At 58.7% G+C, this 23,615-nt stretch carries 20 protein-coding genes and 1 pseudogene; 13 read left to right on the top strand and 8 right to left on the bottom strand.

Features of this window, described 5'->3' with window-relative positions; all coding sequences use genetic code 11:
• Positions 1–133 precede the first annotated feature (133 nt).
• Positions 134–766: an MOSC domain-containing protein gene (locus tag GDJ93_RS03680; RefSeq protein ID WP_226812443.1), complete on the bottom strand. Its 633-nt coding sequence runs from the start codon at positions 764–766 to the stop codon at positions 134–136.
• 222 nt (positions 767–988) lie between these two features.
• On the opposite strand from GDJ93_RS03680, the gene GDJ93_RS03675 reads away from it, so the two are divergent.
• Both GDJ93_RS03675 and GDJ93_RS03670 read left to right on the top strand, forming a co-directional pair.
• Positions 989–2,245, top strand: a complete 1,257-nt coding sequence (locus GDJ93_RS03675) for a carboxylate--amine ligase (protein WP_152067781.1) — start codon at positions 989–991, stop codon at positions 2,243–2,245.
• An 84-nt stretch (positions 2,246–2,329) separates the two neighbouring features.
• Complete coding sequence (locus tag GDJ93_RS03670) at positions 2,330–3,076, top strand: aspartate/glutamate racemase family protein (protein ID WP_040358337.1); 747 nt, start codon at positions 2,330–2,332, stop codon at positions 3,074–3,076.
• Between the two features lie 125 nt (positions 3,077–3,201).
• On the opposite strand, the gene GDJ93_RS03665 is transcribed toward GDJ93_RS03670, so the two are convergent.
• The 6 genes from GDJ93_RS03665 to GDJ93_RS03640 all read right to left on the bottom strand — a co-directional run bounded on the left by GDJ93_RS03665 (position 3,202) and on the right by GDJ93_RS03640 (position 10,848).
• Positions 3,202–3,948 (bottom strand): energy-coupling factor transporter transmembrane component T family protein, encoded by a 747-nt coding sequence (locus GDJ93_RS03665; protein ID WP_152067780.1) that lies wholly within the window; start codon positions 3,946–3,948, stop codon positions 3,202–3,204.
• On the bottom strand, positions 3,941–5,692 hold the full coding sequence (locus GDJ93_RS03660; RefSeq protein ID WP_152067779.1) for an ABC transporter ATP-binding protein: 1,752 nt from the start codon (positions 5,690–5,692) through the stop codon (positions 3,941–3,943). Before GDJ93_RS03660 ends, GDJ93_RS03665 begins: the two co-directional genes overlap by 8 nt.
• A 150-nt stretch (positions 5,693–5,842) precedes the next feature.
• The gene (locus tag GDJ93_RS03655) at positions 5,843–6,394 is read right to left on the bottom strand and encodes a hypothetical protein (RefSeq protein WP_152067778.1); all 552 of its coding nucleotides are present in this window, start codon (positions 6,392–6,394) and stop codon (positions 5,843–5,845) included.
• Between the two features lie 209 nt (positions 6,395–6,603).
• On the bottom strand, positions 6,604–7,176 hold the full coding sequence (locus tag GDJ93_RS03650) for a hypothetical protein (RefSeq protein WP_118260341.1): 573 nt from the start codon (positions 7,174–7,176) through the stop codon (positions 6,604–6,606).
• 399 nt (positions 7,177–7,575) lie between these two features.
• Positions 7,576–9,450 carry a C69 family dipeptidase gene (locus tag GDJ93_RS03645; RefSeq protein WP_152067777.1) on the bottom strand — a complete coding sequence of 625 codons (1,875 nt, stop codon included), beginning with the start codon at positions 9,448–9,450 and terminating at the stop codon, positions 7,576–7,578.
• 480 nt (positions 9,451–9,930) lie between these two features.
• Positions 9,931–10,848 (bottom strand): diacylglycerol/lipid kinase family protein, encoded by a 918-nt coding sequence (locus GDJ93_RS03640; RefSeq protein ID WP_152067776.1) that lies wholly within the window; start codon positions 10,846–10,848, stop codon positions 9,931–9,933.
• Between the two features lie 98 nt (positions 10,849–10,946).
• On the opposite strand from GDJ93_RS03640, the gene rnd reads away from it, so the two are divergent.
• From rnd to GDJ93_RS03595, 9 genes are all read left to right on the top strand, one after another.
• Entirely contained in the window at positions 10,947–12,080 is a 1,134-nt protein-coding gene (rnd, locus tag GDJ93_RS03635) for a ribonuclease D (RefSeq protein ID WP_006234315.1), read from the top strand.
• A 64-nt stretch (positions 12,081–12,144) separates the two neighbouring features.
• Positions 12,145–12,849: a zinc metallopeptidase gene (locus tag GDJ93_RS03630; RefSeq protein WP_117855647.1), complete on the top strand. Its 705-nt coding sequence runs from the start codon at positions 12,145–12,147 to the stop codon at positions 12,847–12,849.
• A gap of 115 nt (positions 12,850–12,964) precedes the next feature.
• Entirely contained in the window at positions 12,965–14,416 is a 1,452-nt protein-coding gene (xseA, locus tag GDJ93_RS03625) for an exodeoxyribonuclease VII large subunit (protein WP_306421711.1), read from the top strand.
• A gap of 42 nt (positions 14,417–14,458) precedes the next feature.
• Complete coding sequence (xseB, locus tag GDJ93_RS03620) at positions 14,459–14,725, top strand: exodeoxyribonuclease VII small subunit (protein WP_152067775.1); 267 nt, start codon at positions 14,459–14,461, stop codon at positions 14,723–14,725.
• A 49-nt stretch (positions 14,726–14,774) separates the two neighbouring features.
• Positions 14,775–15,110 carry a histidine triad nucleotide-binding protein gene (locus GDJ93_RS03615; RefSeq protein ID WP_035137921.1) on the top strand — a complete coding sequence of 112 codons (336 nt, stop codon included), beginning with the start codon at positions 14,775–14,777 and terminating at the stop codon, positions 15,108–15,110.
• Positions 15,111–15,151: 41 nt separating this feature from the next.
• Entirely contained in the window at positions 15,152–16,042 is an 891-nt protein-coding gene (locus tag GDJ93_RS03610) for a LysR family transcriptional regulator (RefSeq protein ID WP_152067774.1), read from the top strand.
• 119 nt (positions 16,043–16,161) lie between these two features.
• Entirely contained in the window at positions 16,162–17,340 is a 1,179-nt protein-coding gene (locus GDJ93_RS03605) for an MFS transporter (protein ID WP_152067773.1), read from the top strand.
• A gap of 102 nt (positions 17,341–17,442) precedes the next feature.
• Positions 17,443–18,621 (top strand): acetate/propionate family kinase, encoded by a 1,179-nt coding sequence (locus GDJ93_RS03600; protein ID WP_152067772.1) that lies wholly within the window; start codon positions 17,443–17,445, stop codon positions 18,619–18,621.
• A gap of 164 nt (positions 18,622–18,785) precedes the next feature.
• Positions 18,786–19,964, top strand: a complete 1,179-nt coding sequence (locus tag GDJ93_RS03595; RefSeq protein WP_152067771.1) for an acetate/propionate family kinase — start codon at positions 18,786–18,788, stop codon at positions 19,962–19,964.
• A gap of 98 nt (positions 19,965–20,062) precedes the next feature.
• Here the strand turns inward: GDJ93_RS03595 and pta are convergent, their stop codons facing one another.
• Positions 20,063–21,043 (bottom strand): phosphate acetyltransferase, encoded by a 981-nt coding sequence (pta, locus tag GDJ93_RS03590; protein WP_152067770.1) that lies wholly within the window; start codon positions 21,041–21,043, stop codon positions 20,063–20,065.
• 231 nt (positions 21,044–21,274) lie between these two features.
• Between pta and glf the strand changes: the two are divergent.
• Both glf and GDJ93_RS03580 read left to right on the top strand, forming a co-directional pair.
• Positions 21,275–22,479: pseudogene (gene glf / locus GDJ93_RS03585) on the top strand (UDP-galactopyranose mutase).
• Entirely contained in the window at positions 22,472–23,503 is a 1,032-nt protein-coding gene (locus tag GDJ93_RS03580) for a glycosyltransferase family 2 protein (protein ID WP_152067769.1), read from the top strand. Before glf ends, GDJ93_RS03580 begins: the two are co-directional and overlap by 8 nt.
• The last annotated feature ends 112 nt before the right edge of the window (positions 23,504–23,615 follow it).

The raw sequence follows: 23,615 nt of genomic DNA, 5'->3' as shown, positions 1-23,615 counted from the left end.
ACTTGAGGCTTTGGCTTTGACCTGCAGTTATGATGAATTGTTGAGAAACCATAGAGTTCAACTTTAACGTTACAGAGCCCTGTTTGAGAGGAGTTTTGGGCTGTAAAAGCCATCTCAACGTGGGGTTTTATAACTACAGCGTGCCCTTCTGGCGAGCCTGCTCAATCTCTTCGAGGGCCTCGGCGGGGGTGAACGAACAGGTGCCGTCGCCGAGTTTGATTACCTGGATATCGTCGCCGGCGTAGACCTCTCCGCCCTTTAGTACCACGCCAAAAACGCCCTCGTGGGGAAAGATGCAGTCGCCGGCGAGATAGTAGATGGCACAGCGTGTGTGGCAGACCTTGCCGATTTGGCTGATTTCGACAAGCACCTCGCTGCCAAGCTTGAGCTGTGTGCCCAAGGGGAGCGAGAGCAGGTTGATGCCCCGGGTTGTGAAGTTCTCGCCAAAGTCGCCCTCGTGCACATCGAGCCCGCGCGCCTGCGCCGTCTGGATAGACTCTGCAGCTAAAAAGGAAACCTGGCGGTGCCAATGCCCGGCGTGTGCGTCGGAGGCGAGGCCAAATTGCTCTATAACGGTGTCGTGCCCGTCGGCGACGGGCGACTTGCGCGTGCCCTTGTGTGCCGACGTGTTGATCGAGACGATGCGGGCGGGTCCGTTGTAGGCGTCGTTTGCCGTGCACAGGGGAGCGGTCGCTTTCGCACGTTCCGCCAGCTCGCGCCTCGCGGCATTGAGGATGGGATTATCGGTCGGATGGTCTTGGGGCACGTGTGCGCCTTTCGCTCGAAGATGTCAATACGCTGAATCCTACAACAACGGTAGGTTCATTGCCCATTGTCATACAACGGTGGGCGCCGTCTTCGTGCTGGACGATTACGTCGATTGCCATAGATACGGTGGAGCTTTGGGCGCCGGCGGCTTGGCACGCTAGAATAAATCAGTTGCGCAAAGACCGCCCGTTGTGTGGGCAGTTCATGATAGGAAGTTTCCATGGCATTGCAATTTACAGAGCGCGAGTTCATTCCCGTGCTGCTTGGTGGCGACATCAACGCCTATTCGGTGGCGCGCGCCTTCTACGAGGAGTACCAGGTCAAGAGTCTGGTCTTTGGCAAGTATCAGACGGGTCCCGCGTACCGCAGCCAGATTATCGACTACACGCCCAACGTGGATATCGACACCATGCCCGTGATGCTCAAAACCGTCAACGGCATTGCCCAAGCGCATGCCGACAAGACTATTGTCCTTGTGGGCTGCGGCGACAACTATGTCGCTCTCGTGGCTCAGGCCAAGGATGCCCATGAGCTGGCGGATAACATCGTCGCTCCCTACGCGCCCTACAGCATGCTCGAGCAGTGCCAGAAGAAGGAGATCTTCTACGAGCTGTGCGAGAAGCATGGCGTGCCCTATCCGCACACGTTTACCTTTACCAAGGCGATGCTCAATGCCCAGGGTGAGGCGCCTGCCGAAGTGCTCGACCAGATCGATTTTCCCTACCCGATGATTCTGAAGCCTTCTGATGGCATCATGTGGTGGCAGCATGAGTTCGAGGGCCAGAAGAAGGCCTATGAGATTGCCGACCGCGCCGAGCTGGAACAGGTCATTCGCGACTCGTATGCCAGCGGCTACACCGACGACCTGATCTTGCAGGATCGCGTGCCCGGCAACGACGAGTACATGCGCGTGCTCACCAGCTATTCCGACCGCAACGGTAAGGTCCGCATGATGTGCCTGGGCCATGTGCTGCTCGAGGAGCATCAGCCCCACGGTGTCGGCAACCATGCCTGTATCGTTACCGAGCCCAACGACGAGCTCATGGGCGGCGTGCGCAAGTTGCTCGAGGACCTTCACTTTGTGGGCTATTCCAACTTTGACGTAAAGTACGACGAGCGCGACGGCTCGTTTAAGTTCTTCGATTTCAACACGCGCCAGGGCCGCAGCAACTACTACGTTACCAACAGCGGCTTTAACGTTGCCAAGTATGTGGTGGACGAGTATGTGTTCAACCGTCCGTTTGAGCCGGAGTTTGTGACGGCTCAGGACGAGGCCCTGTGGATGGTCGTCCCCATGGGCGTCGTCGACAAGTACGTCAAGGATCCCGAGCTGCGCGCTAAGGTGCATCGCCTGGACAAGGAAGGCAAGGGCGCCGACCCTTCGTTTATGAAGGGCGACTTTGTCTTTAACCGCTGGCTGCGCATGTGGCACACCAAGCTGCGCCACTTTAAGCTGTTCAAGACGTATTACAAGTAGATGAGCGCGGCGCCCGTCCGGTTTGCATCGGGCGGGCGCGGGTATGATACGCGCAATTGCGCAAGCGTCACCAAGGAGGCGGCGATGGAAAAGCTGGGAGTTATCGGCGGCATGGGCGCCGAGGCCACGTCGTATTACTACGACCAGGTGGTGCGTCATACGGCTGCTGCCTGCGATCAGGAACATATCGACATGGTGGTACTCTCCAAGTCGACCATGCCCGACCGCACGCTGGCCATTAAGACCGGCGAGCATGCCAAACTGCTGGCGACCATGAAAGAGTGCGCCCAGGCACTCGAGTCGCTGGGCTGTGCACACATTGCCATTCCCTGCAACACGTCACACTACTTCTATGACCAGATCCAGTCGTTTACGAAGGTGCCGATTATCCACATGCCGCGTGAGTCGGTGCGCTATGCTCTGGCCGGTGCGGTGATGGGGGAGTGCGAGTTCGACCCCAACCTGAGTATGCCGGCCGAGCCGGTGCATAAGATCGGCATCATGGGCACCGATGGCACCGTGGGCGCGGGCGTCTACGGCCGCGAATGTAAGGCTGCGGGTGTTGAGGTCGTCTATCCCAGCGAGAAACGTCAGAACGATGTGATGTCGCTTATCTACGATGATGTGAAGGCCGGACGTGAGCCCGATATGGATAAGTTCGACCGCGTGATGTGGGAGTTCGCCCGTAGCGGCTGCGACCGCGTCATTCTGGCCTGCACCGAGCTCTCGGTGCTGCAGAAGTACCGAGAGATGCCCGAGATCACCCTCGACGCCATGGATGTCCTGGTGCGCGAATCCATCATCCGTAGCGGCGCCCCCTACCGCCTCTAGCTTCCGACCCGCCAAAAAGGGACAGGTTAATTTTGGTAGGTTTTATCTGGTGAAACAGTAAAGGCCTCGGCTCGTTTGGTGTGAGCCGAGGCCTTTTGCGTTGGGCGGTTGCTGTCGGTGGTGAACTAGAACAGGAAGCCGATGGCGATGAGGACGATGCTGACGATGAGCACGGCGATGTCTAGGCCCTTGATGGGGTAGCGCTTGTACGAGCTGGCGCGCGTACGCAGATAGAAGCCGCGCTGTTCTGCCGCCAAGGCTGTGGCATCGGTCTTGCCCACGCTCGAGATGAGCAGTGGCACGCACAGTGGCAGCATGAGCTTAAGCTTCTTGATGGGGTTCTTGGTGTCGTACTCGACGCCGCGCGCGGTCTGCGCCTCCATGATGGCGTTCATCTCCTGACCAAACACCGGAACAAAGCGCAGCGCCGTGGTAAAGGTGAAGGCATAGCGATACGGCACGTGCAGCACCTCGACGCAGGCGTTGGCAAGGTCGTTGAGCTTGGTCACCATGAGCATGAGGATGAGTGGTAGCGCCACACCCAGCAGGCGCAGGCAGGCCTTCGATCCTGTGATGAGACCCGTGTCGGTGATAAAGCCCCACACCACGTTGCCATCGCGCATAAAGGCCAGCTGGAGCACCAGCATGATAAGCGCGAGCGGAATCAGCAACTTGAGCAGCGAGAACAGACGGTCGACGACGCCGGCATAGGCACCCAGCGCAAGGGTGAGTGCCAAAAAGCCCAGCAGCGCCACGTAGGCGTCGGACAAGAAGATGCCGACGATGATGGCGGCAGCGAGGCCCAGTTTGACGACGGGGTTCAGGCGATGCAGCAGCGTGTCACCCGGCATGTAGTCGATGACGTTAACCACGGTGGACCATCTCCTCGGTAATGCGAACGACATCGGTGACCTCGCTCACCTGCGCAAAAGCGGGCGAGACGGAAGATACCAGACGGCGCGAGAGTTCAATAACCTGGGGAGGCTCCACGTAGGCACGCCGCATGAGATCGATGTTCGAGAATAGCTCGTGCGTGCGGCCGCGGTCGAGGATGCGACCGTCGGCCATTACCACAATGCGCTCGGCAAAATCCGAGACGACTTCCATATCGTGGCAGACCATGATAACGGCGCAACCGCGTTCGGCCATGGTGCGCACCGTTTCCATGACGGTCATGCACTCGCGGTAATCAAGGCCGCTCGTGGGCTCGTCGAGCACGACGATCTTGGGCTCAACCACTACGACGGAGGCAAGCGCCACCATTTGTCGCTGGCCGCGCGAGAGCGAGAAGGGCGCCTCGTCGGCCGGCAAGCCAAAGCGGTCGATGACGAGTTGAGCACGACGCAGAGCCTCGGCACGGTCCATGCCGCCAAGCTCCAAGCCAAAGGCGACCTCGTCGAGCACGGTGTCCTTGCAGATCTGGCGGTCGGGGTTTTGGAAGAGGGTCGCGACCTCGCGGGCGATACGGCTCGTGGGGACCGCGGCAGTGTCCAGGCCCGTAACGCGTACGCTGCCCGAGGAAGGCTTAAGCAGGCCCATGAGCAGCTTGGTGAGCGTAGTCTTGCCGGCGCCGTTTTGGCCGACGATGCCCACGAGCTCGCCAGGATAGAGCGTCAGGCTAAGGTCATGCACGGCGGCGCCGCCATTGGGATAGGCAAACTCAGCATGGTCAAAGGTGAGTACGGGTTCGGCGTCCTTGGCATGAGGGCGCAACGACGGTGCATGCGGGGAACCGGCGGGCGCCTGGGCTTCGATAGCCGCGTGTGCGGGGTCGACGATGCCCGAAATCAGGCGCTCAGCCTCATCGACATCCAAGCAGGGGGTACCGCTTACCAGGCCATCGGCCTCGAAGCTATTGAAGATACGCGTGACGCGAGGGCAGTCGACGCCGATGGCACGGAGCTCGTCGGTATGCGCGAAGACCTCGTGTGGCTCGCCCTGCAGCGCGATTTCGCCATGGTTGAGCACGAGCACGCGGTTGCAGTACTCCGAGAGCAGGGCGACCTTTTGCTCGACGACGACGATGGTGATTCCAAGTGCGCGGTTTGCCTCACGCAGCGTCTCGAAGACCAACGTGGAGCTGGCGGGGTCGAGTGCCGCGGTGGGCTCGTCGAGAACCAAGACGCGCGGACGCATGGCGAGGATGGCGGCGATGGCTACCTTTTGCTTCTGTCCGCCCGAGAGGGTGGCGATCTCGCGGTCGTGCAGGTCGCTGATGCCGACGGTCTCGAGAGTTTCGCTCACGCGCTGCTCGATCTGGTCGTGGGGAACGCCAAAGTTCTCGAGGCCAAAGAGCATCTCGTCCTCGACGACCGAAGCGACCATCTGCGTGTCGATATCCTGTAGCACACTGCCGACGATTTGCGACACGTCGGTGAGCGAGACTTCGCAGGTGTCGTGGCCGTCGACCATGACGGACCCAAAGAACGTGCCGGTGTAGTGGTGGGGCACGGCGCCCGACAGGCAGGCGGCAAGCGTGGACTTGCCGGCGCCCGAGGGCCCGATGATGCCGATGAAATCTCCCTTGTTCACGCTGAGCGAGATGTGGCTGAGCGCCTGCTCGGTCTGCGTGCCATAGGAGAACGAGACATCGTCGACGTTGATGATCGTTTCCATAGATACCTTTCATAGTCATTGGGGACGTTCTTTAATGACTAGTCGTTTAAGAACGTCCCCAAGAGCTAAAAGAACGTCCCCAAGAGCTAGTCGTTTGGGACAGTCTTTGATGACGGGGCCGTGAAGTTGCGGCCCGTTCATCATATCAGGCTATTTGTTGAGCACCTTGCGGAGGGGGAAGAAGAGGGCCTGGACCACGATGGCATTGAAGACAGCAGTGCCGAGCACGATGGGCACCTTGGCGAGCGCCGTGGGCAGCGCGGCGCCCATGATGACGGTGCCCAGGACGGCGAAGAGGGCACCCGAAACCAGGGTGGTGAGCAGACCGGCGATGAAGGGGTTGACCTTGCTGCCGCCGATGTTTGACTTGACGAGCGCTGCCATCGTCAGCGCGCCGGCAAGCTCGGTGACAAAGTTGAGGCCAGGGATTGACGTGGTGATCTGGATAACGGCGGCTGATAGGATGCCAAAGATGGCGGCCTGGGCAAAGTTCGCCTGCGTGAGCGCGATGGCTAGGGCATAGGCGGTAATGATGAACTGCGGCTTGATGCCCGTCGCGGCAAGAGCGTTGCCTACGGTCATGTTGAGGATAAAGCCGGCGGCAAGCAGGACGGCGAGCAGGACCAGCGAGGTGATATCGAGGATGCCTTTGTCGGCAGTGGCGTTGGCAGAAATAGTACGAGCCTGAGTGTTGGCGGCCATGATGTTCTCCTTAAGGTGGGATTTCAGATAAGAGTGTCCTAGACCCCCACGAAAGGGGTTAAATCGAAAAGGGGATTAATTATGAATAATGGAGCACGGAGACGGCTTTACGAGGGGCCCCAGGTTGGCGCGAAAGAGGAGCGAAGCGTACTTGGGTACGCGAGCGACGAATGAACGCCAAGATGGGGTGGCTCGTAAAGCCGAGCGGGTTAGTTGAGCCTAAGAGCCTTCTGGATGGGCAGGTAGAGGGCGCCGACCAGAATGGCGTTAAAGACGGCGGTCATGGCGACGACGGGCAACATGGCGGCGGCGAGCTCGCCTACCACGCCGAGCATGGCCATCTTGATGACCATGAAGATGACGCCGGAGACAAAGGTGGTCAGGAAGGTTGCGACAATAGCGATGGCGGGCTTGACCTGACCGTTCTTGCCGGCGGCGTTGACGATGCCGGCCATGAGCATGGCGGCGATGCCCTCGGCGGCAAAATCGACGAACGGCGAAGTGGTGGTGATCTGGATCACGGCAGCCGAGATGAGGCCAATGACAAGCGCCTGGCCGATGTTGGGACGAACGACCAGGATGGTGAGGCAGAAGGCCGAGATGATAAACTCGGGGCTGATCATGCCGCCCGAGATGCCCGAGATGGCCTTGCCGACGGTGAAGTTGAGGATGAAGCCGGCGGCGAGCAGGATGGCAAGCAGGACGAGGGCGCGGACATCGAGTTTGCCACGGTCGGCGGTCTGGACGGTGCGGGGCTGGGTGGCGGTGGTGTTCTGAGACATGGTGAAAATCCTTTCGGAATGGGAGTGCAAGAGAAAAACGGAGGCGCGTGATGCGAATGCAATCGGGCTCGAGATAGAAAAAGGCCCCCGGTCGAAACCGGAGGCCTTCCAATCACCTAGAGCGCAAAAACAGGCGTGAGGGACTCACTGTCGACCGATCGTATTCGCATCACGCCACCACCAGTTGTTGAGAGACTTCATTGTGTTCTTCATGTTGGTGGCTCCTTTCGTGATGCCATGGCGCGGTCGCACCTAGTTGCTGTTGCGCTGCACTATAGCACAGCAAAGTGTGTGCGGGGAAATCTTTTTTGAAAAGATTTCAGGCGGGTTTCCTGCCGGTCAAAAGAGCGGGCTGAGCGGGCGTGGTGACTCATGTGCCCCGCCCGCTCAGCTAAGACGTTACTCCTTATTGCGACGGTAGAGGAAGTAACCGCCCACGGAGATGACGGCAACGCCAGCGATGGCGAATGCGGCCACCATGCGGCCATCAAAACGATCGCCAGTGGTGGGCAGGCCGCCCTTGGTGTTCGTCTTGTTAGTGGTTACCGTGGTCGTGGTATCGGACTTGCCAGGCTTCTCAGGCTTGGCGGCCGGCTGCTCGGGCTTAGCGGGCTGCTCGGGCTTAGCGGGCTGCTCGGGAGTGCCAGGCTGCTCAGGAGTGCCGGGCTGATCCGGGGTGACCGGATCGGTGGCAAGAGCGTCCTTGGCGTAGGTGATGGACACCTTGAGGCCGTTGGTCTCAGTGTTCAGATCGCTCGGAGTGAAGGGCTGGTCGAAGTTCTCAGCCTTCAGATAGGCGCGCATCTCCTGGAGCAAGGCCTTGCACTTGACGTAGGTGTTCTCGGTGGCAGCATTGCCGGCCTTGTTTGCCAGGGCGGTACGGGCCTCGGTGCCCTCGGTGGCCTGCATGACCTCGTCGACTTCCAAGTTCTGCTCGACGAGCTCGTTCTGGAGGGCGTCGAGGTAGGTGCGGACGTTGACGCCGAGCAGCTCGGGATACTCGAAGCAGAGGGAGCTGATGTCCATGAGGACGTAATTGATGGAGTTCTCGGGTTCTTCGTTGTTTACGATGTCCGTCTCTTTGCAGTGATCGTAGGAGACGGTCTGGTCGCTGAAATACGGGCTAATCTCGGTGAGCAGTGCGGAGTAGAAGGGGATGGCGACGGAGTACGCGGCGCGGGAGAGCATTTCCCATTGGATGGTTGCGATCTCGGGATCGAGGCCATCGTGAATCTGGAAGAGGTTGATCTCGCTGTTGCTTTCGGTACCGATGGCGTAGGCGCCGTCGGTGTTGGCGTTGAGGCCCGGGGCCTTCTCGCCGCGGTTGCCAAACGCGCGGATCATCTCAAAGGTGTTCCAGTTGGATTTGCCAGGCTGGAAGAACAGGGGCTGTGCCTCGAAGGGCAGAGCGCCGGTCGTGGCGCGGGCGTTTTCGCGCGTGTCCTTTACGATCTTATAGTCGGTGCCCTCGGTGAGCGGCGCATCGAAGTAAGCGCGACCCTGGACATAACGTGCCCAAGAGTGCATGGCATTTTCGCTAATTTCCTCGCCGTAGGTCTGGGCAACGTCGAACTGGCCATCATCGAAGTACTTGGCGAAGCCCTTCTCCTTGGGCATAGATTCGATGCCCTCGGAGTGGAGGCAGTTCTCGGTGTCGTTGAGGTCAACCTTGTAGTTGAGGTTGCCGATGTTGGGGTTAAGCGAGGCGATGTCATCGGTGAGCTTCATGGCGATCCACTGATGGCCGGAAAGTGCGGCGAACAGCCAGGTCTCATTGTTGTCGGAGATGATAATCTGGTCGTTGCCGCAGGCGCCCTGGTCGTCGATGATCTTGCCGAGGAGTTCGACACCCTCACGTGCCGTGGCGCTTTCGCCCAAGATTACGCTGCCGTAGCTATATTCGCCAATGCCAGTATCGGTCAGGGGGTCCGCAGCCTTGGCAGCTGCATTCATGTAGGTGGTCAGCGTGGCGGAGCAGGAGACACCCTTCTCGTTGATGCCAGCCTCGGAGTAGGCATCCCAGCGCTCGTCCCACTGACTGGGGTGGTCACGCACATAGGTGTAGCGATACGAGGTCTTGGTCGAGGTATACACGAATGCAGACTCATCCGAGCTGTAGGTGTGACCAGGGCCAAACGAAGGCTCGATGCCAAAGTGCTTGAGGTAACGCTTGCGGTAGTCCTCAGCACGGCCATAGTACGTGTTACCGTCGGCCGTAAGGTTCTTGCCCATGTACATCTGCGTGCAGGCGAGCGCAGACGTCGGCATAGACATGATGGTTGCAGCTCCAAAGGCGAGGCCTATGCCTAGCTTCTTGAGCGCGTTGACGGGGTGAGTTTTTCTCTTTTTCCCTCCCAGCGTGCGAAAGCCCTCTGTCGCCAGAGGGCTTCAGCCAATAAAGACACCCCATTAGCGTAACGAACTGGAAACAATATTCATCTATGAAAGAAACTTACTCGATAAGCGTAATGAAATATGCGATGAGTGGTTAATTATACTCAGTTTGTAGCTTTACTTTAATAAAGACGCCCTGTGATTACTGTAGCCGAATAAAGTAGCTGGAATGCCCGAAATGAAAATCCCCCCGCTGTTTGACAAATGCATAAACAGCAGGGGAGACGATAATTGGATGAATATCATACCAATGTGGAATTACTTCTTCCGGCGGTGGATCACGTTGATCGCATAGCCGACGAGCATGGCCAAAACGATGATGATAAAGCCGAGCAGGGGATTGTCGTTCATAGGGTCCTCCTATTTTCCGAGTGGGGAGAATTCGTCGACGATGAGGTCGAGGCATTGCGGAAGCGCGCGGGCTCCAAAGACGCCCGAATTGCTGGAGATAATCTCGCCATCGAACTGCATGCCCAGCGACGGGGTGCAGGTGATCTTGGCTTCCTTGGTCTGGATGATCTTGAACTGCGGGCGGCCGAGTACCTTGCCGGCGGGGTCGAGTGCGGCGGTGATCACAGTCGGTAGAAGCTGCACAGTTTTTACGGGTTCGATGACCGCAATGTCGACCATGCCATCGTTCATACGGCAGTCGGGGAACAGGTTGATGTCGTTTTGGATGACCGAGGTGTTGCCGGCCATGCAGCAGATGCCGTCGAGCTCCTCGACAATGCCGTCATGCTCAATCGTAAAGTGCGCCACCGTGGGATTGGGCGTGGCGAGCGCGGAGAGGAAGTAGGCGATCTCGCCGATGTCGTTTTTGGTGGGGGCGGCCTTCATCATGATCTCGGCGTCGAAGCCCGAGCCGGCGATGATGATAAAGCCGTGGCGCTTCTCGTTGCCGTTCTCGTCGAGCCAAAAGAGCTCGCCCATGTCCACTTTGACCGTGCGACCGGCACGGCAGGCCTTGGCGAGCGCCGCTGCCTCGGGGGCATTGCCGATGTTGTTGAAGAACAGGCAGGCTGTGCCGGAGGGGAAGACGAGCGTGGGGACACCGCATCCGCGCATCTGGTCGAGCACGTTGGAGACGGTGCCGTCGCCGCCCGAAACGACCACGCGATCAAACTCGCGCACGTCTGCCACGGCATCCTCGGGCTCCATGCCATCGCCGATAAAACGCATCACGACCTCGTCGCCGCTCTGCGCGAGGGCGTGCGTGAATGCGTAGATTTCATCTGAGCTGGGGCCCGATGCCGGGTTGTGGATGATAAGGCAGCGCATACTTACGTTCCCGTTCTGTGACTAACCGAGTATAGTTGTAAGGCAATGCCGATATCCTACCCGTGTTTTTCGGGCCTAACCTTATTCGATGGGTTGATATGTACATTTCCACACATCAGGCTCTACTCGACTTTTGCCAGCGCGCTCGTGAGTTCGACGCGATTGCCGTCGATACCGAGTTTTTGCGCGAGCGCACATTCCACCCGCGTCTGTGCTTGGTTCAGATTGCCACCCCTGCCGAGAGCGTCGCGGTCGATCCCCTGGTAATCGACGACCTATCGCCGCTGGCCGAGCTTATGGCCGACGAGAGCGTGACCAAGGTCTTCCACGCGTGCTCGCAGGATATGGAGGTCATGCTCCATACCGTGGGCGTGCTGCCACGACCGATTTTTGACACGCAGGTCGCCGCTGCCTTTTTGGGCGAGCGCCAGCAGATTTCGTATGGCGCGCTTGTTCAGACGTTTTGCGGCGTCTCGCTGCCCAAGACCGAGTCGCTGACCGACTGGTCGCGCCGCCCGCTGACCGATAAGCAGATTGAGTATGCGATCGATGACGTCAAGTACCTGATCGTCGCCTATACCGAGATGATGAGCCGCCTGCGCGAGCTGGGCCGTGTGGACTGGGTGCTCGACGAGCTGCGCCCGCTGGCTGACGAGTCGCACTATCGCGCCGATCGCCACGAGGCGTTCCGCAAGGTCAAACGCATCAATTCGTGCAGCCGTCACCAGTTGGGCATCGCACGCGAGCTCGCCGCCTGGCGCGAGGATCGCGCCGAGCGCCGTAACATCCCGCGCAAGTGGGTCATGTCCGACGACACGCTGCTGGCGCTCGTCAAGCGCAATCCCGTGCGCGTTGAGGAGTTCCGTAGCATTCGCGGTACCGATCAGTTGGGGGAGCGCGACGTGGACGGTGCGCTCATGGCCATCAAGCGCGGCGCGAGCTGCCCGCACGATCGCCTGCCGCTCATGGTGCGCGGGCACCGTCAGATTTCGCCGGAGTTGGAGAGCGTGACGGACCTGATGTATGCGCTCATTCGCCTAGTTGCCGAGCGCTCGGGCGTGGCGACCTCGGTCATTGCCTCGCGCGATGACCTGGCCGACTATATTGAGCATCCCGAGCAGAGCCCCCTGCGCGAAGGCTGGCGCTTTGAGCTTGTGGGCTCGCGCCTGGACGATCTGCTTTCCGGCAATATGGGGTTGACGGTGAAGGACGGCAAAATCGAGCTCCTGTAGGGAAGCCTAGCCGGTTGAGTGGGTAGAATGCCTCCGACGTGTAACTCGATTCGGAGGAATTCGCATGCCTTATTACTATGGTTACGGCTTTGGCATCGACCCGCTGTACCTGCTGGTTGTTCTTGTCTGCACGGTGCTTGGCCTTGCTGCGCAGAGCTATATCAATTCGACGTACAAGACCTGGTCCAAGGTTCGCTCGGACGGCGACACGGGCGCCACGGTTGCTCGCCGCATGCTTGACGCCAACGGTTGCAATGCCGTGGGTATCAAGGGTGTCGCCGGTGAGCTCACCGACCATTACAACCCGCAGGATAACAACCTGTATCTGTCGGATGCCAACCGTTCGGGCGGTTCGGTCGCAAGCGTTGCCGTCGCCTGCCACGAGGCGGGCCATGCCGCCCAGCGTCAAAGCGGCTATGCCATGATGAAGGTACGCACCGCCCTCGTGCCGGTCGTCAACTTTACCCAGAACACTTGGACCATCGTGCTACTCATGGGTCTGTTTATGAACATCGCGGGACTCACGACCCTCGCATTGATCTTCTTCTCTTTTAGCGTGCTGTTCCAACTGGTTACGCTGCCTGTCGAGATTGACGCCAGCCGACGCGCCGTGGCGTATATTGAGCAGTCGGGCATGAGCTCCAAGCAGGTCAACGGTGCCAAGAAGGTCCTGACGGCAGCCGCGCTTACTTATGTTGCCGCAGCGCTCACTTCGATTATTCAGCTGCTCTATCTTATGGCTCGCTACAACAGAAACTCCAACCGATAACAAATTGGGTCGCTGGGCGCCGCGGGGATTCGTGTCCCCGCGGCGCTGTACTATGTGTTGGACTTAAATTTGCGCAGGGCCGGAGCCCATGTGCACGATGACGAAAGGAGGCTGCGTGGCAGGCTGGAATCTAACCGGCAATGCCGTTTCCGCCGAGTTTGACGGTTCGGATGAGCAGGAGCGCAAGGAGCTCAGCGTGAGCCAGGCGGTAGAAATCGCTGCCGGTGCGCTCGATGCCATTCCGCAGCTGAGCGTTCTGGGCGAGGTCACGGGTTTTCGTGGTCCTAACGCCCGAAGTGGCCACTGCTATTTCCAGATTAAGGACGATTCGGCCGCCGTCGACTGCATTATCTGGAAGGGCGCCTATTTCAAGCGCACCTTCGATCTGCGCGACGGCATGCAGGTGAGCTTTAAGGGCAGCTTCAATCTCTATAAGCCCACGGGCCGCATGAGCTTTGTTGCCCGCTCGTTTTCGTTGGCGGGGGAGGGTCTGCTGCGTCAACAAGTGGCGCAACTGGCCGAAAAGCTACGCCGCGAGGGCCTGATGGACGAAGCGCGCAAACGCCGCATTCCGGTGTTTTGCTCACGCGTGGCGGTCGTCACCTCGCTTTCGGGTGCTGTAATCGACGACGTCAAGCGCACATTGCGTCGTCGCAACCCGCTCGTCGAGCTTGTCTGCGTGGGTGCCAAGGTACAAGGCGAGGGTGCGCCGGCCGAGCTTATCGAGGGCCTGCGCCGTGCCGCCGCCGTCACGCCGGCGCCCGACTGCATCTTGCTGGTACGCGGCGGCGGCTCCTTCGAGGACCTCATGACCTTCAACGACGAGGAGCTTGCCCGTGCAGTGGCTGCCTGTCCCGTGCCCGTGGTGACCGGTATCGGCCATGAGCCCGATACCTCGATTTGCGACATGGTGAGCGACCGCCGCGCTTCCACGCCCACGGCGGCGGCAGAATCGGTGGCGCCGGCTATGACGGAGTTGGCCGATGTGCTCGAGGCGCGCCATCAGCGTCTGGGCGCTGCGATGGCATCGATGATTGGGTCGAATCAGGTTGATTTGGAGATGCTCGATCAGCGCGGTCGCCGTGCCTGGGACACCTATACGGCTCGCTTGGGCGATGCGCTCGATGCGGCTGCGTGCCGCCCGTGCCTCAACGACCCCACATTTATGGTCGAGCGTCGCGAGTCTGAGCTTGCGCTGACTGCCGATCGCCTGTCGGGCGCCATAGTACGCTCGGTCGGGACATTCCGCTCCAACTTTGAGCGCCTGCCCGAGCGCCTAGTTGCAAGCACCTCGGGGCTCGATGGCAAGCGCCATGCGCTCACGCTTGCGAGCTCCCGTCTGGAGCATCAGGGGCGCACGATGCTCAACAAGCCCGCGTCCGACCTGGGCCGTGCGGCAGCCTCGCTCGATGCTCTGTCGCCGCTCAAAGTGCTTGCCCGCGGCTATTCCATCGCGTACAGCGATGATGGCGTGGCCACGAGCGCCAAGACCTTTAAGCCCGGCGACGCCATCCGCGTGCGCATGGCAGACGGCAATGTGGCGGCAACGGTCGATACGGTCGAGTAGGCCGCGTTTCATAGCGATAAACCTTTAGGAAAGGAAACAGATATGGCAGAGAAGACCCCGGTCGAGCAGCTTACGTACAAGCAGGCCTCGCAGGAGTTGGAGCTCATCATCCGTAGCTTGGAGTCGGGCGATATGGAGCTCGAGGAGTCGCTCGAGAGCTATACCCGCGGCGTCGAGCTCCTCAAGAGCCTGCGCACCCGCCTGTCCGATGCCGAGCAGAAGGTCTCGGTGCTCCTTAAGGACGTCGACGGCAACGACGTGCTCGTCGACGGCGAGGCCGCCAACACCGACGACAACCTCTCGTTCTAACCATCCCGACTAAATATAATTACCTTGGTCTGTGAGAAAGGAACCAACCATGTGCGATTGCATCTTCTGCAAAATTGCCAACCACGAGATCCCCTCGACCGTTGTCTATGAGGACGACCAGGTCATCGCCTTCGACGACCTCAATCCCCAGGCGCCGGTCCATACGCTCGTGATTCCCAAGAAGCACTACAGTGACATCGCCGACAACGTACCGGCCGAGACCATGGGCGCCATGGCTCACGCCATCCAGGAGGTCGCTAAGGCCAAGGGCTTGGAGGACGGTTTCCGCGTCATCTCCAACAAGGGCGTCAACGCCGGCCAGACCGTCATGCACTTCCACATGCACGTCCTCGGCGGCAAAAACCTGGGCGAGAACCTCATCTGAGGACGCACAGCCCGTCGCCTTGGCTGCCTTTGGAGTAACCTATGCAGCTTTCTCAACTCGAATACCTTCAAGCGGTAGCGAACTACGGCGGCGTGCGCAAAGCGGCTCGCGCCGTTCACGTGAGCCCACAGGCCGTTTCGTCGGCAATCAAAAAGTTGGAATCTGAGTATCAGATTGTTTTGCTCGACCGATCGGCGGGGGAGGCTGTTTTGTCTCCGGCGGGCAGAGAATTTGCGCGTCGTGCACGCGTGATCCTGGCACAAGTCGACGATCTCAAAAAGTACACCCAATCGGGGAACGGCGGCGTTTCGCCCGACGGTCACTTTCGTCTTTACGCCCCCTGTCTTCACGGGCGGGGGCGTCTTTTTTCCGAAAACTGGTACGACTCGTTTGAAAGCTCGCACCCTCAGATTCACCTTGATGTTTGGCATCAGCCAACGGCCACATGCTTTGAATCACTTGTGCTTGGCATTTCGGATGCGGCCATCTCATTTGAGGAACCAAGGGACAGTGTCCTTTCTTCGAAATACTTGGGTGAAAAGGAGCTCAAGGTTCTTTCGTGCCCAGCGGGTCATCAATCTGTGGATGCTATGACCGTTCGTGAGTTACTAGGCGGCAGGCTCGCTGTTCCAATTAATTTGTCACCCTGTCTCAATGCAATCAATCAATGCCCCGAAGCCCAGCTGGTTAATTTCCGCTTTCGCGATGTCGAATACGGAAACAGGGCGCAGACTGAGTTTCTTCAAGCCGGGGGATTGATATTGAGCTTTTCTGGCTCTTCTCTCGCATCAGATGGACTGGAAGTGAGCGAGTGTTCCATTGAAGGCTCGCATGACGTAGCCTTGCCCATCTACTTTTGCTATCGACAAAATGCCTGGACCGATCGACACCAGACGGTATTTCTTCACCTATTGCGTCACCTTGCTTCGTGAGGCCATTTGGCCTCGTGGCGTCAAGTGAATGTTGACGCCTTGTAACACATGACTGACGGCTCTGCCCTCATGCTTTTCCAAGATTCCGATTTAGATTGCTGACTCTTGGAGGGCGGAGTATGAAAAAACGTACGGTTTTGCTTTATATGACGTTCGTTTTTCTGTCGAACTTCAGCACCATTTTGTATTTTCTGACGGTTTACCTTGAATTCGTCGGATTCTCGATGGTGGCGATTTCTAGCATGATGATTGCATATCAAGTGAGCAAGTTCATCCTTGAAGTTCCCACTGGCTATATTGCTGATAGGTTTGGACGAAAGACAAGCGGTCTCGTTGGCGTCGTGGGAATGCTTGGATACTACGCCGCCCTGCTTTTCGTCCGTTCTCCTCTGCTTTTAATCGGCGCGTTTGCTCTCAAGGGTTTTGCCGTTGCATGTGTGAGCGGATCCATAGAAGCGATTTACATTGACAGCGTTTCTCAGGACCAGCTCGTAAGACTTAATGTCGTTGAGCGATTTGTTTTCTATGCCTCTTTTGCCATCTCCGCTTGCGTGGGCGGTTTCATTTCGTCTGTCGGTGCATATCTCATTGGTCTTTCGGCAGATATCATCGCAATGGTGTTGACGCTGGTTGTCGTTGTCTGCATTCCTGAGATGCGAAGAGGGGGCACTGCGGGGACACCTGAGCGTGGAATGAGCCCGAAGATGATCGGTGCCGCTATTGCGTGTAACGGCATTCTTCGTTCAGCGTTCATCAGGGACTGTTCTCAAGCATTTGCTTTTGTCGCCCTGGAAGACTTTTTCTCACTGTTGCTTGCGGGTCGCGGAATGAATGCCGTCGCTTCGGGTGTGATCATTGCGGTCCAGCTCCTTGCCTCGGCCTCCATGGGGCTTATTGTGCCCAGTGTGATTGCTCATGTCGACAAGGGCCGTTTTGCGCGTATTTGCGGCATCGTGCGCCTTTCCCTGACTGCTCTATTTTTGACTCCCTTTACTCCGGTCTATTTGCTGCCCGTGTTCTATGTGTTGCAGACGGTCGCCTACTCGTTATTTGCTCCAATTAAATACTCAATTTTTCAAAATGCTGCCGATTCTTCGATGCGCTGTTCACTGATTTCGGTTCAAAGCCAGATGGTGGCGGTGGGTGCCATCCTTTTCTATCTGTTCAATGCTGCGTTGAGCAGCATCGCGGACATTCGAGTCATATTGCTTGTCGCGCTCGGGATTTCTTCTTTGGTGTATATCCCCGCGCTCTTTCGTCTTACAAGTCAAAGGCCATGCGTATTTAGGCACCGATAACTTATATATCAACGCAATAAACCCGAGCGCGAGGGCGTTTGGGTTTATTATTGAAGCGTATGTAACCTGGCGGCGCCACACCGCCTGTTAGTAGGGAGACACATGAACGTTCTGGTCGTCAACGCGGGATCTTCGACCCTTAAGTATCAGGTCATCGATACCAAGTCCCACAAGGTGTCCGCAAAGGGCTCCTGCGAGCGCGTCTGCTTTACCGGCGGCACCTTCACCCACGCTGCCAACGGTTCCAAGAAGGTGACCGAGAACATCGAGTTCCCCGACCATAAGGTCGCCATCGAGGTCGTTCTGAAGGACCTCGAGGCCAACGGCGTCAAGATCGAGGGCATCGGCCACCGTATCGTTCAGGGCGGTTGGTACTTCGGCGATTCCTCCCTCGTCGACGAGGACGTTCTCGCCAAGATCCGCGAGGTCGCTCCGCTCGCCCCGCTGCACAACAACCCTGAGGCCAACGTCATCGAGTACTGCCTCGAGCAGTATCCCGACTTGCCCAACGTCACGGTCTACGACACCGCTTTCCACTTCAACATGCCCGAGGTCGCCAAGACCTACGCCCTTCCCAAGGATGTTTGCGACAAGCTGCACATCCGTAAGTACGGCGCCCACGGCACCAGCTACCGCTACATCTCCAAGAAGGTCGCCGAGATGACCAACGGCGAGGCTCGCAAGGTCGTCGTGTGCCATATCGGCTCCGGCGCTTCCCTGTGCGCCATCGAGGACGGCAAGTGCATGGACACCACCATGGGCCTCACCCCGCTCGACGGCGTCATGATGGGCACCCGCTGTGGCTCCATCGACCCGGCTACCGTGTGCTACCTGCAGCGTGAGGGTGGCTACACCTTCGACGAGGTCGATGAGATGATGAACAAGAAGTCCGGCCTTTTGGCTGTGACCGGCGGCAAGACCAACGACTGCCGCAACGTCGAGGAGCTCGCCGCCGCTGGTGACCCCGATGCTCAGCTCGCCTTCGACATGTTTGTCTACAAGATTGCCGCCAAGGCTGCCGAGATGGCCACTTCCATGTGCGGCATGGACACGCTGGTCTTCACCGCTGGCATCGGTGAGCACGCTCCGGCCGTTCGCGCTGGCGTGGCCGACCGTCTGGCCTTTATGGGCGTCAAGATGGATCATGCCCGCAACGCCCTGCGTGGTGACGGCGCTTGGTGCCTGTCTGCCAAGGATTCCAGGGTCAAGATCTTCGTCATTCCCACGGACGAGGAGTTCATGATCGCTTCTGACGTCGAGCGCATTGTCAACGGCAAGTAATTGCAAGAGGGGAGGGGCTGGACGACCGAGCGCCGTTCGGCCCCTCTTTTGTGCTCGTTGGGCGATATGCTTGATAGCTATTTATCAAGTTGTGATAACTTCTTATTAAAATGCGGCCGCCTTAAGGGGTCTGCGTCGACCGTATTGCACTGTAAAGGAGTCTCATGAACGTACTTGTTGTCAACGCCGGCAGCTCAAGCCTTAAATATCAGCTTTTGGATACCGTTACCCGCGAGGTTTTCGCCAAGGGCAACTGCGAACGTATCGGTTCGGACATGGGCATCTTTGGCCACTCCGAGAACGGTGGCGCCAAGCAGACCGAGGAGGTCCCTTTCCCCGATCATCGCTCTGCTATCGCTCGTGTGCTCGAGGAGCTCGAGAAGACCGACTTTACGATTGATGGCATTGGGCATCGCATCGTTCAGGGCGGCTGGCACTTCGATGATTCCGCGGTCGTCGACGATGAGGTCATGGCTAAGATCCTTGAGGTGGCCCCGCTCGCTCCGTTGCACAATTATGGCGAGGCCGCAGCAATCGAGTATTGCCGCGAGAAGTATCCGGAGCTGCCCAACGTGGCCGTCTTCGATACCTCGTTCCACATGACCATGCCCGAGGTCGCCTACACCTACGCGTTGCCCAAGGACGTGTGCGACAAGTACCACGTGCGCAAGTACGGTGCCCACGGCACGAGCCACCGCTATGAGTGGATGATGGCCAAGGAGATCCTGGGCTCGCGCTGTCACCGTCTGCTTTCGTGCCATCTGGGCAACGGTGCTTCGCTCGCCGCCATCGAGGACGGCGTGTGCCGCGATACCACGATGGGCCTAACGCCGCTTGATGGCCTGATGATGGGCACTCGTTGTGGTTCCATTGACCCGGCCACCGTGTGCTACCTTCAGCGCGAGGGTGGCTACAGCTACCAGGAAGTCGATGACATGATGAACAAGCAGTCCGGCCTGCTTGCCATTTCGGGCATCTCCAACGACGCCCGCGACATCCGCACGCGCGCCTCCGAGGGAGATGAGCGCTGCCTGCTCGCCTTCGATATGTTTGCCTACAAGGCTATGCAGCAGGCCGGCTCCATGATCGCTTCCATGGCGGGCGTGGACACCATTACCTTTACCGCCGGCATCGGCGAGAACGACTGGTCGATCCGTAAGGCCTTCTGCGACTGCTTTGAGTGGCTGGGCGTACGCATCGACAACAACAAGAACCGCGAGGCCGTGGGCAACGGCCCGCAGGTCATCAGTGCCGCCGGCTCTTCCGTCACGGTTATGGTCATCCCCACCGACGAGGAATACATGATCGCCCACGACGTCGAGCGCCTGACCAAGAACAACTAACGCGCGCATTTGCAAGTAAACGAAAGGCCTCCAGAGCAACAGCTCCGGAGGCCTTTTTGCTAGCAGGTGGAAATTCCTGTCCCGAGGGGATATGTCCGCTACTCAGCCATCTGAGCCTGGACGGCGGTGATGGCCACGACACCCACGATGTCGTCAGCAGAGCAGCCGCGCGACAGATCGTTGACCGGCTTGGCGATGCCCTGCAGGATGGGGCCGTAGGCGTCGGCGCCGGCGAAGCGCTGGACCAGCTTGTAGCCGATGTTGCCGGCCTCGAGGTCGGGGAACACGAGCACGTTGGCCTTGCCGGCAACGGAGGAGCCGGGAGCCTTGAGCTGGGCGACGGTGGGGACAATAGCGGCATCGAGCTGCAGGTCGCCGTCGATGGCGAACTCGGGAGCCTTCTCCTTGCAGAACTTCACAGCCTCCTGGACCTTCTTGGCGACCTCGCCGCCAGCGGAGCCCATGGTGGAGTAGGAGAGCATGGCCACGTGCGGCTCAACGTTGCCCATGAAGGTGGACCAGGAGTGAGCGGAGGCGATGGCGATCTCGGAGAGCTCGTCGGAGGACGGGTTGATGTTGAGGCCGCAGTCGGCGAAGATCAGCGTGCCGTCAGTGCCGAACTGCGGGGTGTCGGTGCACATCACGAAGAAGGCCGAGACCAGCTTGGTGCCCGGGGCGGTCTTGAGGATCTGAAGCGCGGGGCGCAGGGTGTCGGCGGTGGAGTGGCAGGCGCCGGAGACCAGGCCGTCGGCATCGCCCATCTTGACCATCATGGTGCCAAAGTAGGTGGCGTCCATCACCTGGGCGCGAGCCTGCTCGATGGTAACGCCCTTCTTGGCGCGGAGCTCGGCAAACTTCTGCGCGTACTCCTCGTGCTTCTCGGCATTGCGCGGGTCGATGACGGTAGCGCCGGGAACGTTGATCTCGTCGGGGTTGCCCAGGATGACGATCTTTGCCAGGCCCTCCTCGATGATTTTGGTGGCCGCGACGATAGTGCGCGGATCCTCGCCCTCGGGCAGGACGATCGTCTTAAGGTCGGCCTTGGCGGCAGACTTCATACGGTTTAGGAAATCGCTCATGTTACTCCTTACAAGCGTTTCGCTAAGCTCCAGGCACCCGGCTGTTCACGAATAAACCCGCTGCTAGCGGGTTTACCTTTCAATTATGTACGCCGCGGTGCTTGAGCTTTCCTTGTGTGGCAAGCTCATTATAGGACGCATTAGCGCTATAATCGCTCTGATAAATATGTCTCGAAGAATGTTCGAGAAAAGCCCAGCTAACGAGCCCGTGGCTTTTGACAAGGAGTATCGATGCAGATTACCTCAGGCCTGCCTGAAGGCTTTAACGCCGGCGCGTACGACATGATTGTCGTCGGTGCTGGATATGCCGGTGCCGTTTGCGCCCGCCGTCTTGCCGAGACCATCGGCTATCGTGTTGCCGTTTTGGAGCGCCGTAGCCACATTGCGGGCAATGCCTATGACTGCACTGACGAGGCCGGAATCCTGATCCACGAGTACGGTCCGCATATCTATCACACTTTTAACGAGCGCGTGCACAATTTCCTGTCGCGCTTTACCAAGTGGACGGATTATCAGCACAAGGTGCTCGCCAACATCAACGGTACCCTTATGCCCGTGCCCTTCAACCATGCGAGTCTCAAGCTCGCCTTTGGTGACGAGCGCGGCGAGGAGCTGTATCAGAAGCTCGTGGAGACCTTTGGCAGGGATGTCAAGGTGCCCATTATGGAGCTGCGTAAGAAGAACGACCCGGATCTTGCCGAGGTCGCCGATTACGTCTACGAGAACGTCTTTTTGCATTACACCATGAAGCAGTGGGGCCAGACGCCCGATCAGATTGACCCCTCGATCACCGGCCGCGTTCCCGTCTTTGTGGGCGATGATGACCGCTACTTCCCGCAAGCTCCCTTCCAGGGCATGCCGCAGGAGGGCTACACGGCGCTCTTTGAGCACATGCTCGACCACGACCTGATCGACGTGTTCTGCGACGTGGACGCCCGTGACCTCTTTGAAATCGACGAGACTACCGTCAAGATCGACGGCAAGGTCTATGGTGGCGAGATCGTCTACACCGGTCCACTCGACGAGCTGTTCAACCTCGACTTGGGTGCGTTGCCGTACCGCACGCTCGATATGAAGTTCGAGACGCTCGATATGGACCAGTTTCAGCCCGTGGGCACTGTCAACTACACCACGAGCGAGGACTACACGCGCATCACCGAGTTCAAGAACATGACCGGTCAGGTCCTGCCCGGCAAGACCACCATCATGAAGGAGTACTCCAAGGCCTATACGCCCGGCTCGGGCGAGACGCCGTACTACGCCATTCTTTTGAGCCCGAGAACCGTGAGCTCTATGAGCGCTATCTTGAGCGCGTCCAGAACCTGACGAACTTCCACCCGGTGGGCCGTCTGGCCGAGTATCGTTACTACGATATGGACGCCGTGACCAATTCTGCCCTCGATCTTTCGGATGAGATTATCGCCTGCCATGCATAAAGTCATAACATTCGGTATTCCCTCGTATAACGCCGCCAAGGACATTGACCATTGCATCACCTCCATCTTGGAGGGGAGCAATTACGCTACCGATATCGAGATTATCGTGGTGGACGACGGCTCCAAGGACGAGACGGCCGATAAGGCCGATGAGTGGGAGGCACGTTATCCTGGAATCATCCGCGCGGTGCACCAGGAGAATGGCGGTCACGGTATTGCCGTCCTTTCGGGTCTGCGCGAGGCGCAGGGCACCTACTACAAGGTTGTCGACTCGGACGACTGGCTTGACGGCGCTGCCCTTTCGACCATGCTGTCGATTCTGCGTGGCTTTGAGGAGCGCGACCAGCGCGTTGACCTGTTTATCTCGAACTACGTGTACGAGAAGGTTTACGAGGGCACGCATACCGCTATTGGCTACAAATTTGCCCTGCCGCGCAAGAAGATCTTTTCCTGGGATCAGATCGGTCATTTCCGCCTGGACCAGAACCTACTCATGCACAGCCTGTGCTATCGCACGGATGTGCTGCGCGAGTCCAACCTTCCCATGCCGCCGCACACGTTCTATGTGGACAACATCTACGCCTACGTGCCGCTGCCGCGTTGCAAGACCATGTACTACGCCGACATCGACCTCTATCGCTACTTTATCGGTCGCGAGGGCCAGAGTGTCAACGAGGCCACGATGGTCAAGCGTCTGGACCAGCAGTTCCGTGTTACGCGTATCATGATGGAGTCGTACCACCTGTACAGCGATGTTGAGTCGTCTCGTCTGCGCTCGTACATGATGGGCTACTTCACCATGATGATGGCGATCTGCTCAGTGCTCACCAAGCTTTCCGAGGAAGATTGCGCCGACGAGCGCCTAAAGACGCTGTGGAATGATTTGAAGGCCTACGACGAGCGCATGTATCGTCGTGCCCGCTACGGCGTGGTCGGGTTCTTCACCAATCTGCGCGGACGGGCCGGAGACAAAACCACGCTCGGCCTATACCGTCTTGCCTCAAAGATCTTCAAATTCAACTAGCTGCTGAGTAATCGCTGCTGATAGGTTGACTGGGCCCCTTGGCCTTTAGTTTGCTACTGCGAACAGTCCTGCTCGCACGGAAAGCACATTAAGTGCTTTCCGGCTCGTGCGG

The sequence above is a fragment of the Collinsella aerofaciens genome (assembly GCF_902501475.1).
Lineage (GTDB): Bacteria > Actinomycetota > Coriobacteriia > Coriobacteriales > Coriobacteriaceae > Collinsella > Collinsella aerofaciens_AL.
Note: the sequence above shows the minus strand (reverse complement) of the source record. Positions and strands in the feature narration are given on the sequence as shown.

Coding starts and splice junctions, on each gene's coding strand:
- GDJ93_RS03675 (WP_152067781.1), top strand. CDS start 989: ATGGCATTGCAATTTACAGAGCGCGAGTTCATTCCCGTGCTGCTTGGT.
- GDJ93_RS03670 (WP_040358337.1), top strand. CDS start 2,330: ATGGAAAAGCTGGGAGTTATCGGCGGCATGGGCGCCGAGGCCACGTCG.
- GDJ93_RS03660 (WP_152067779.1), bottom strand. CDS start 5,692: ATGGAAACGATCATCAACGTCGACGATGTCTCGTTCTCCTATGGCACG.
- GDJ93_RS03655 (WP_152067778.1), bottom strand. CDS start 6,394: ATGGCCGCCAACACTCAGGCTCGTACTATTTCTGCCAACGCCACTGCC.
- GDJ93_RS03650 (WP_118260341.1), bottom strand. CDS start 7,176: ATGTCTCAGAACACCACCGCCACCCAGCCCCGCACCGTCCAGACCGCC.
- GDJ93_RS03645 (WP_152067777.1), bottom strand. CDS start 9,450: ATGTCTATGCCGACGTCTGCGCTCGCCTGCACGCAGATGTACATGGGC.
- GDJ93_RS03640 (WP_152067776.1), bottom strand. CDS start 10,848: ATGCGCTGCCTTATCATCCACAACCCGGCATCGGGCCCCAGCTCAGAT.
- rnd (WP_006234315.1), top strand. CDS start 10,947: ATGTACATTTCCACACATCAGGCTCTACTCGACTTTTGCCAGCGCGCT.
- GDJ93_RS03630 (WP_117855647.1), top strand. CDS start 12,145: ATGCCTTATTACTATGGTTACGGCTTTGGCATCGACCCGCTGTACCTG.
- xseB (WP_152067775.1), top strand. CDS start 14,459: ATGGCAGAGAAGACCCCGGTCGAGCAGCTTACGTACAAGCAGGCCTCG.
- GDJ93_RS03615 (WP_035137921.1), top strand. CDS start 14,775: ATGTGCGATTGCATCTTCTGCAAAATTGCCAACCACGAGATCCCCTCG.
- GDJ93_RS03610 (WP_152067774.1), top strand. CDS start 15,152: ATGCAGCTTTCTCAACTCGAATACCTTCAAGCGGTAGCGAACTACGGC.
- GDJ93_RS03605 (WP_152067773.1), top strand. CDS start 16,162: ATGAAAAAACGTACGGTTTTGCTTTATATGACGTTCGTTTTTCTGTCG.
- GDJ93_RS03600 (WP_152067772.1), top strand. CDS start 17,443: ATGAACGTTCTGGTCGTCAACGCGGGATCTTCGACCCTTAAGTATCAG.
- GDJ93_RS03595 (WP_152067771.1), top strand. CDS start 18,786: ATGAACGTACTTGTTGTCAACGCCGGCAGCTCAAGCCTTAAATATCAG.
- pta (WP_152067770.1), bottom strand. CDS start 21,043: ATGAGCGATTTCCTAAACCGTATGAAGTCTGCCGCCAAGGCCGACCTT.
- GDJ93_RS03580 (WP_152067769.1), top strand. CDS start 22,472: ATGCATAAAGTCATAACATTCGGTATTCCCTCGTATAACGCCGCCAAG.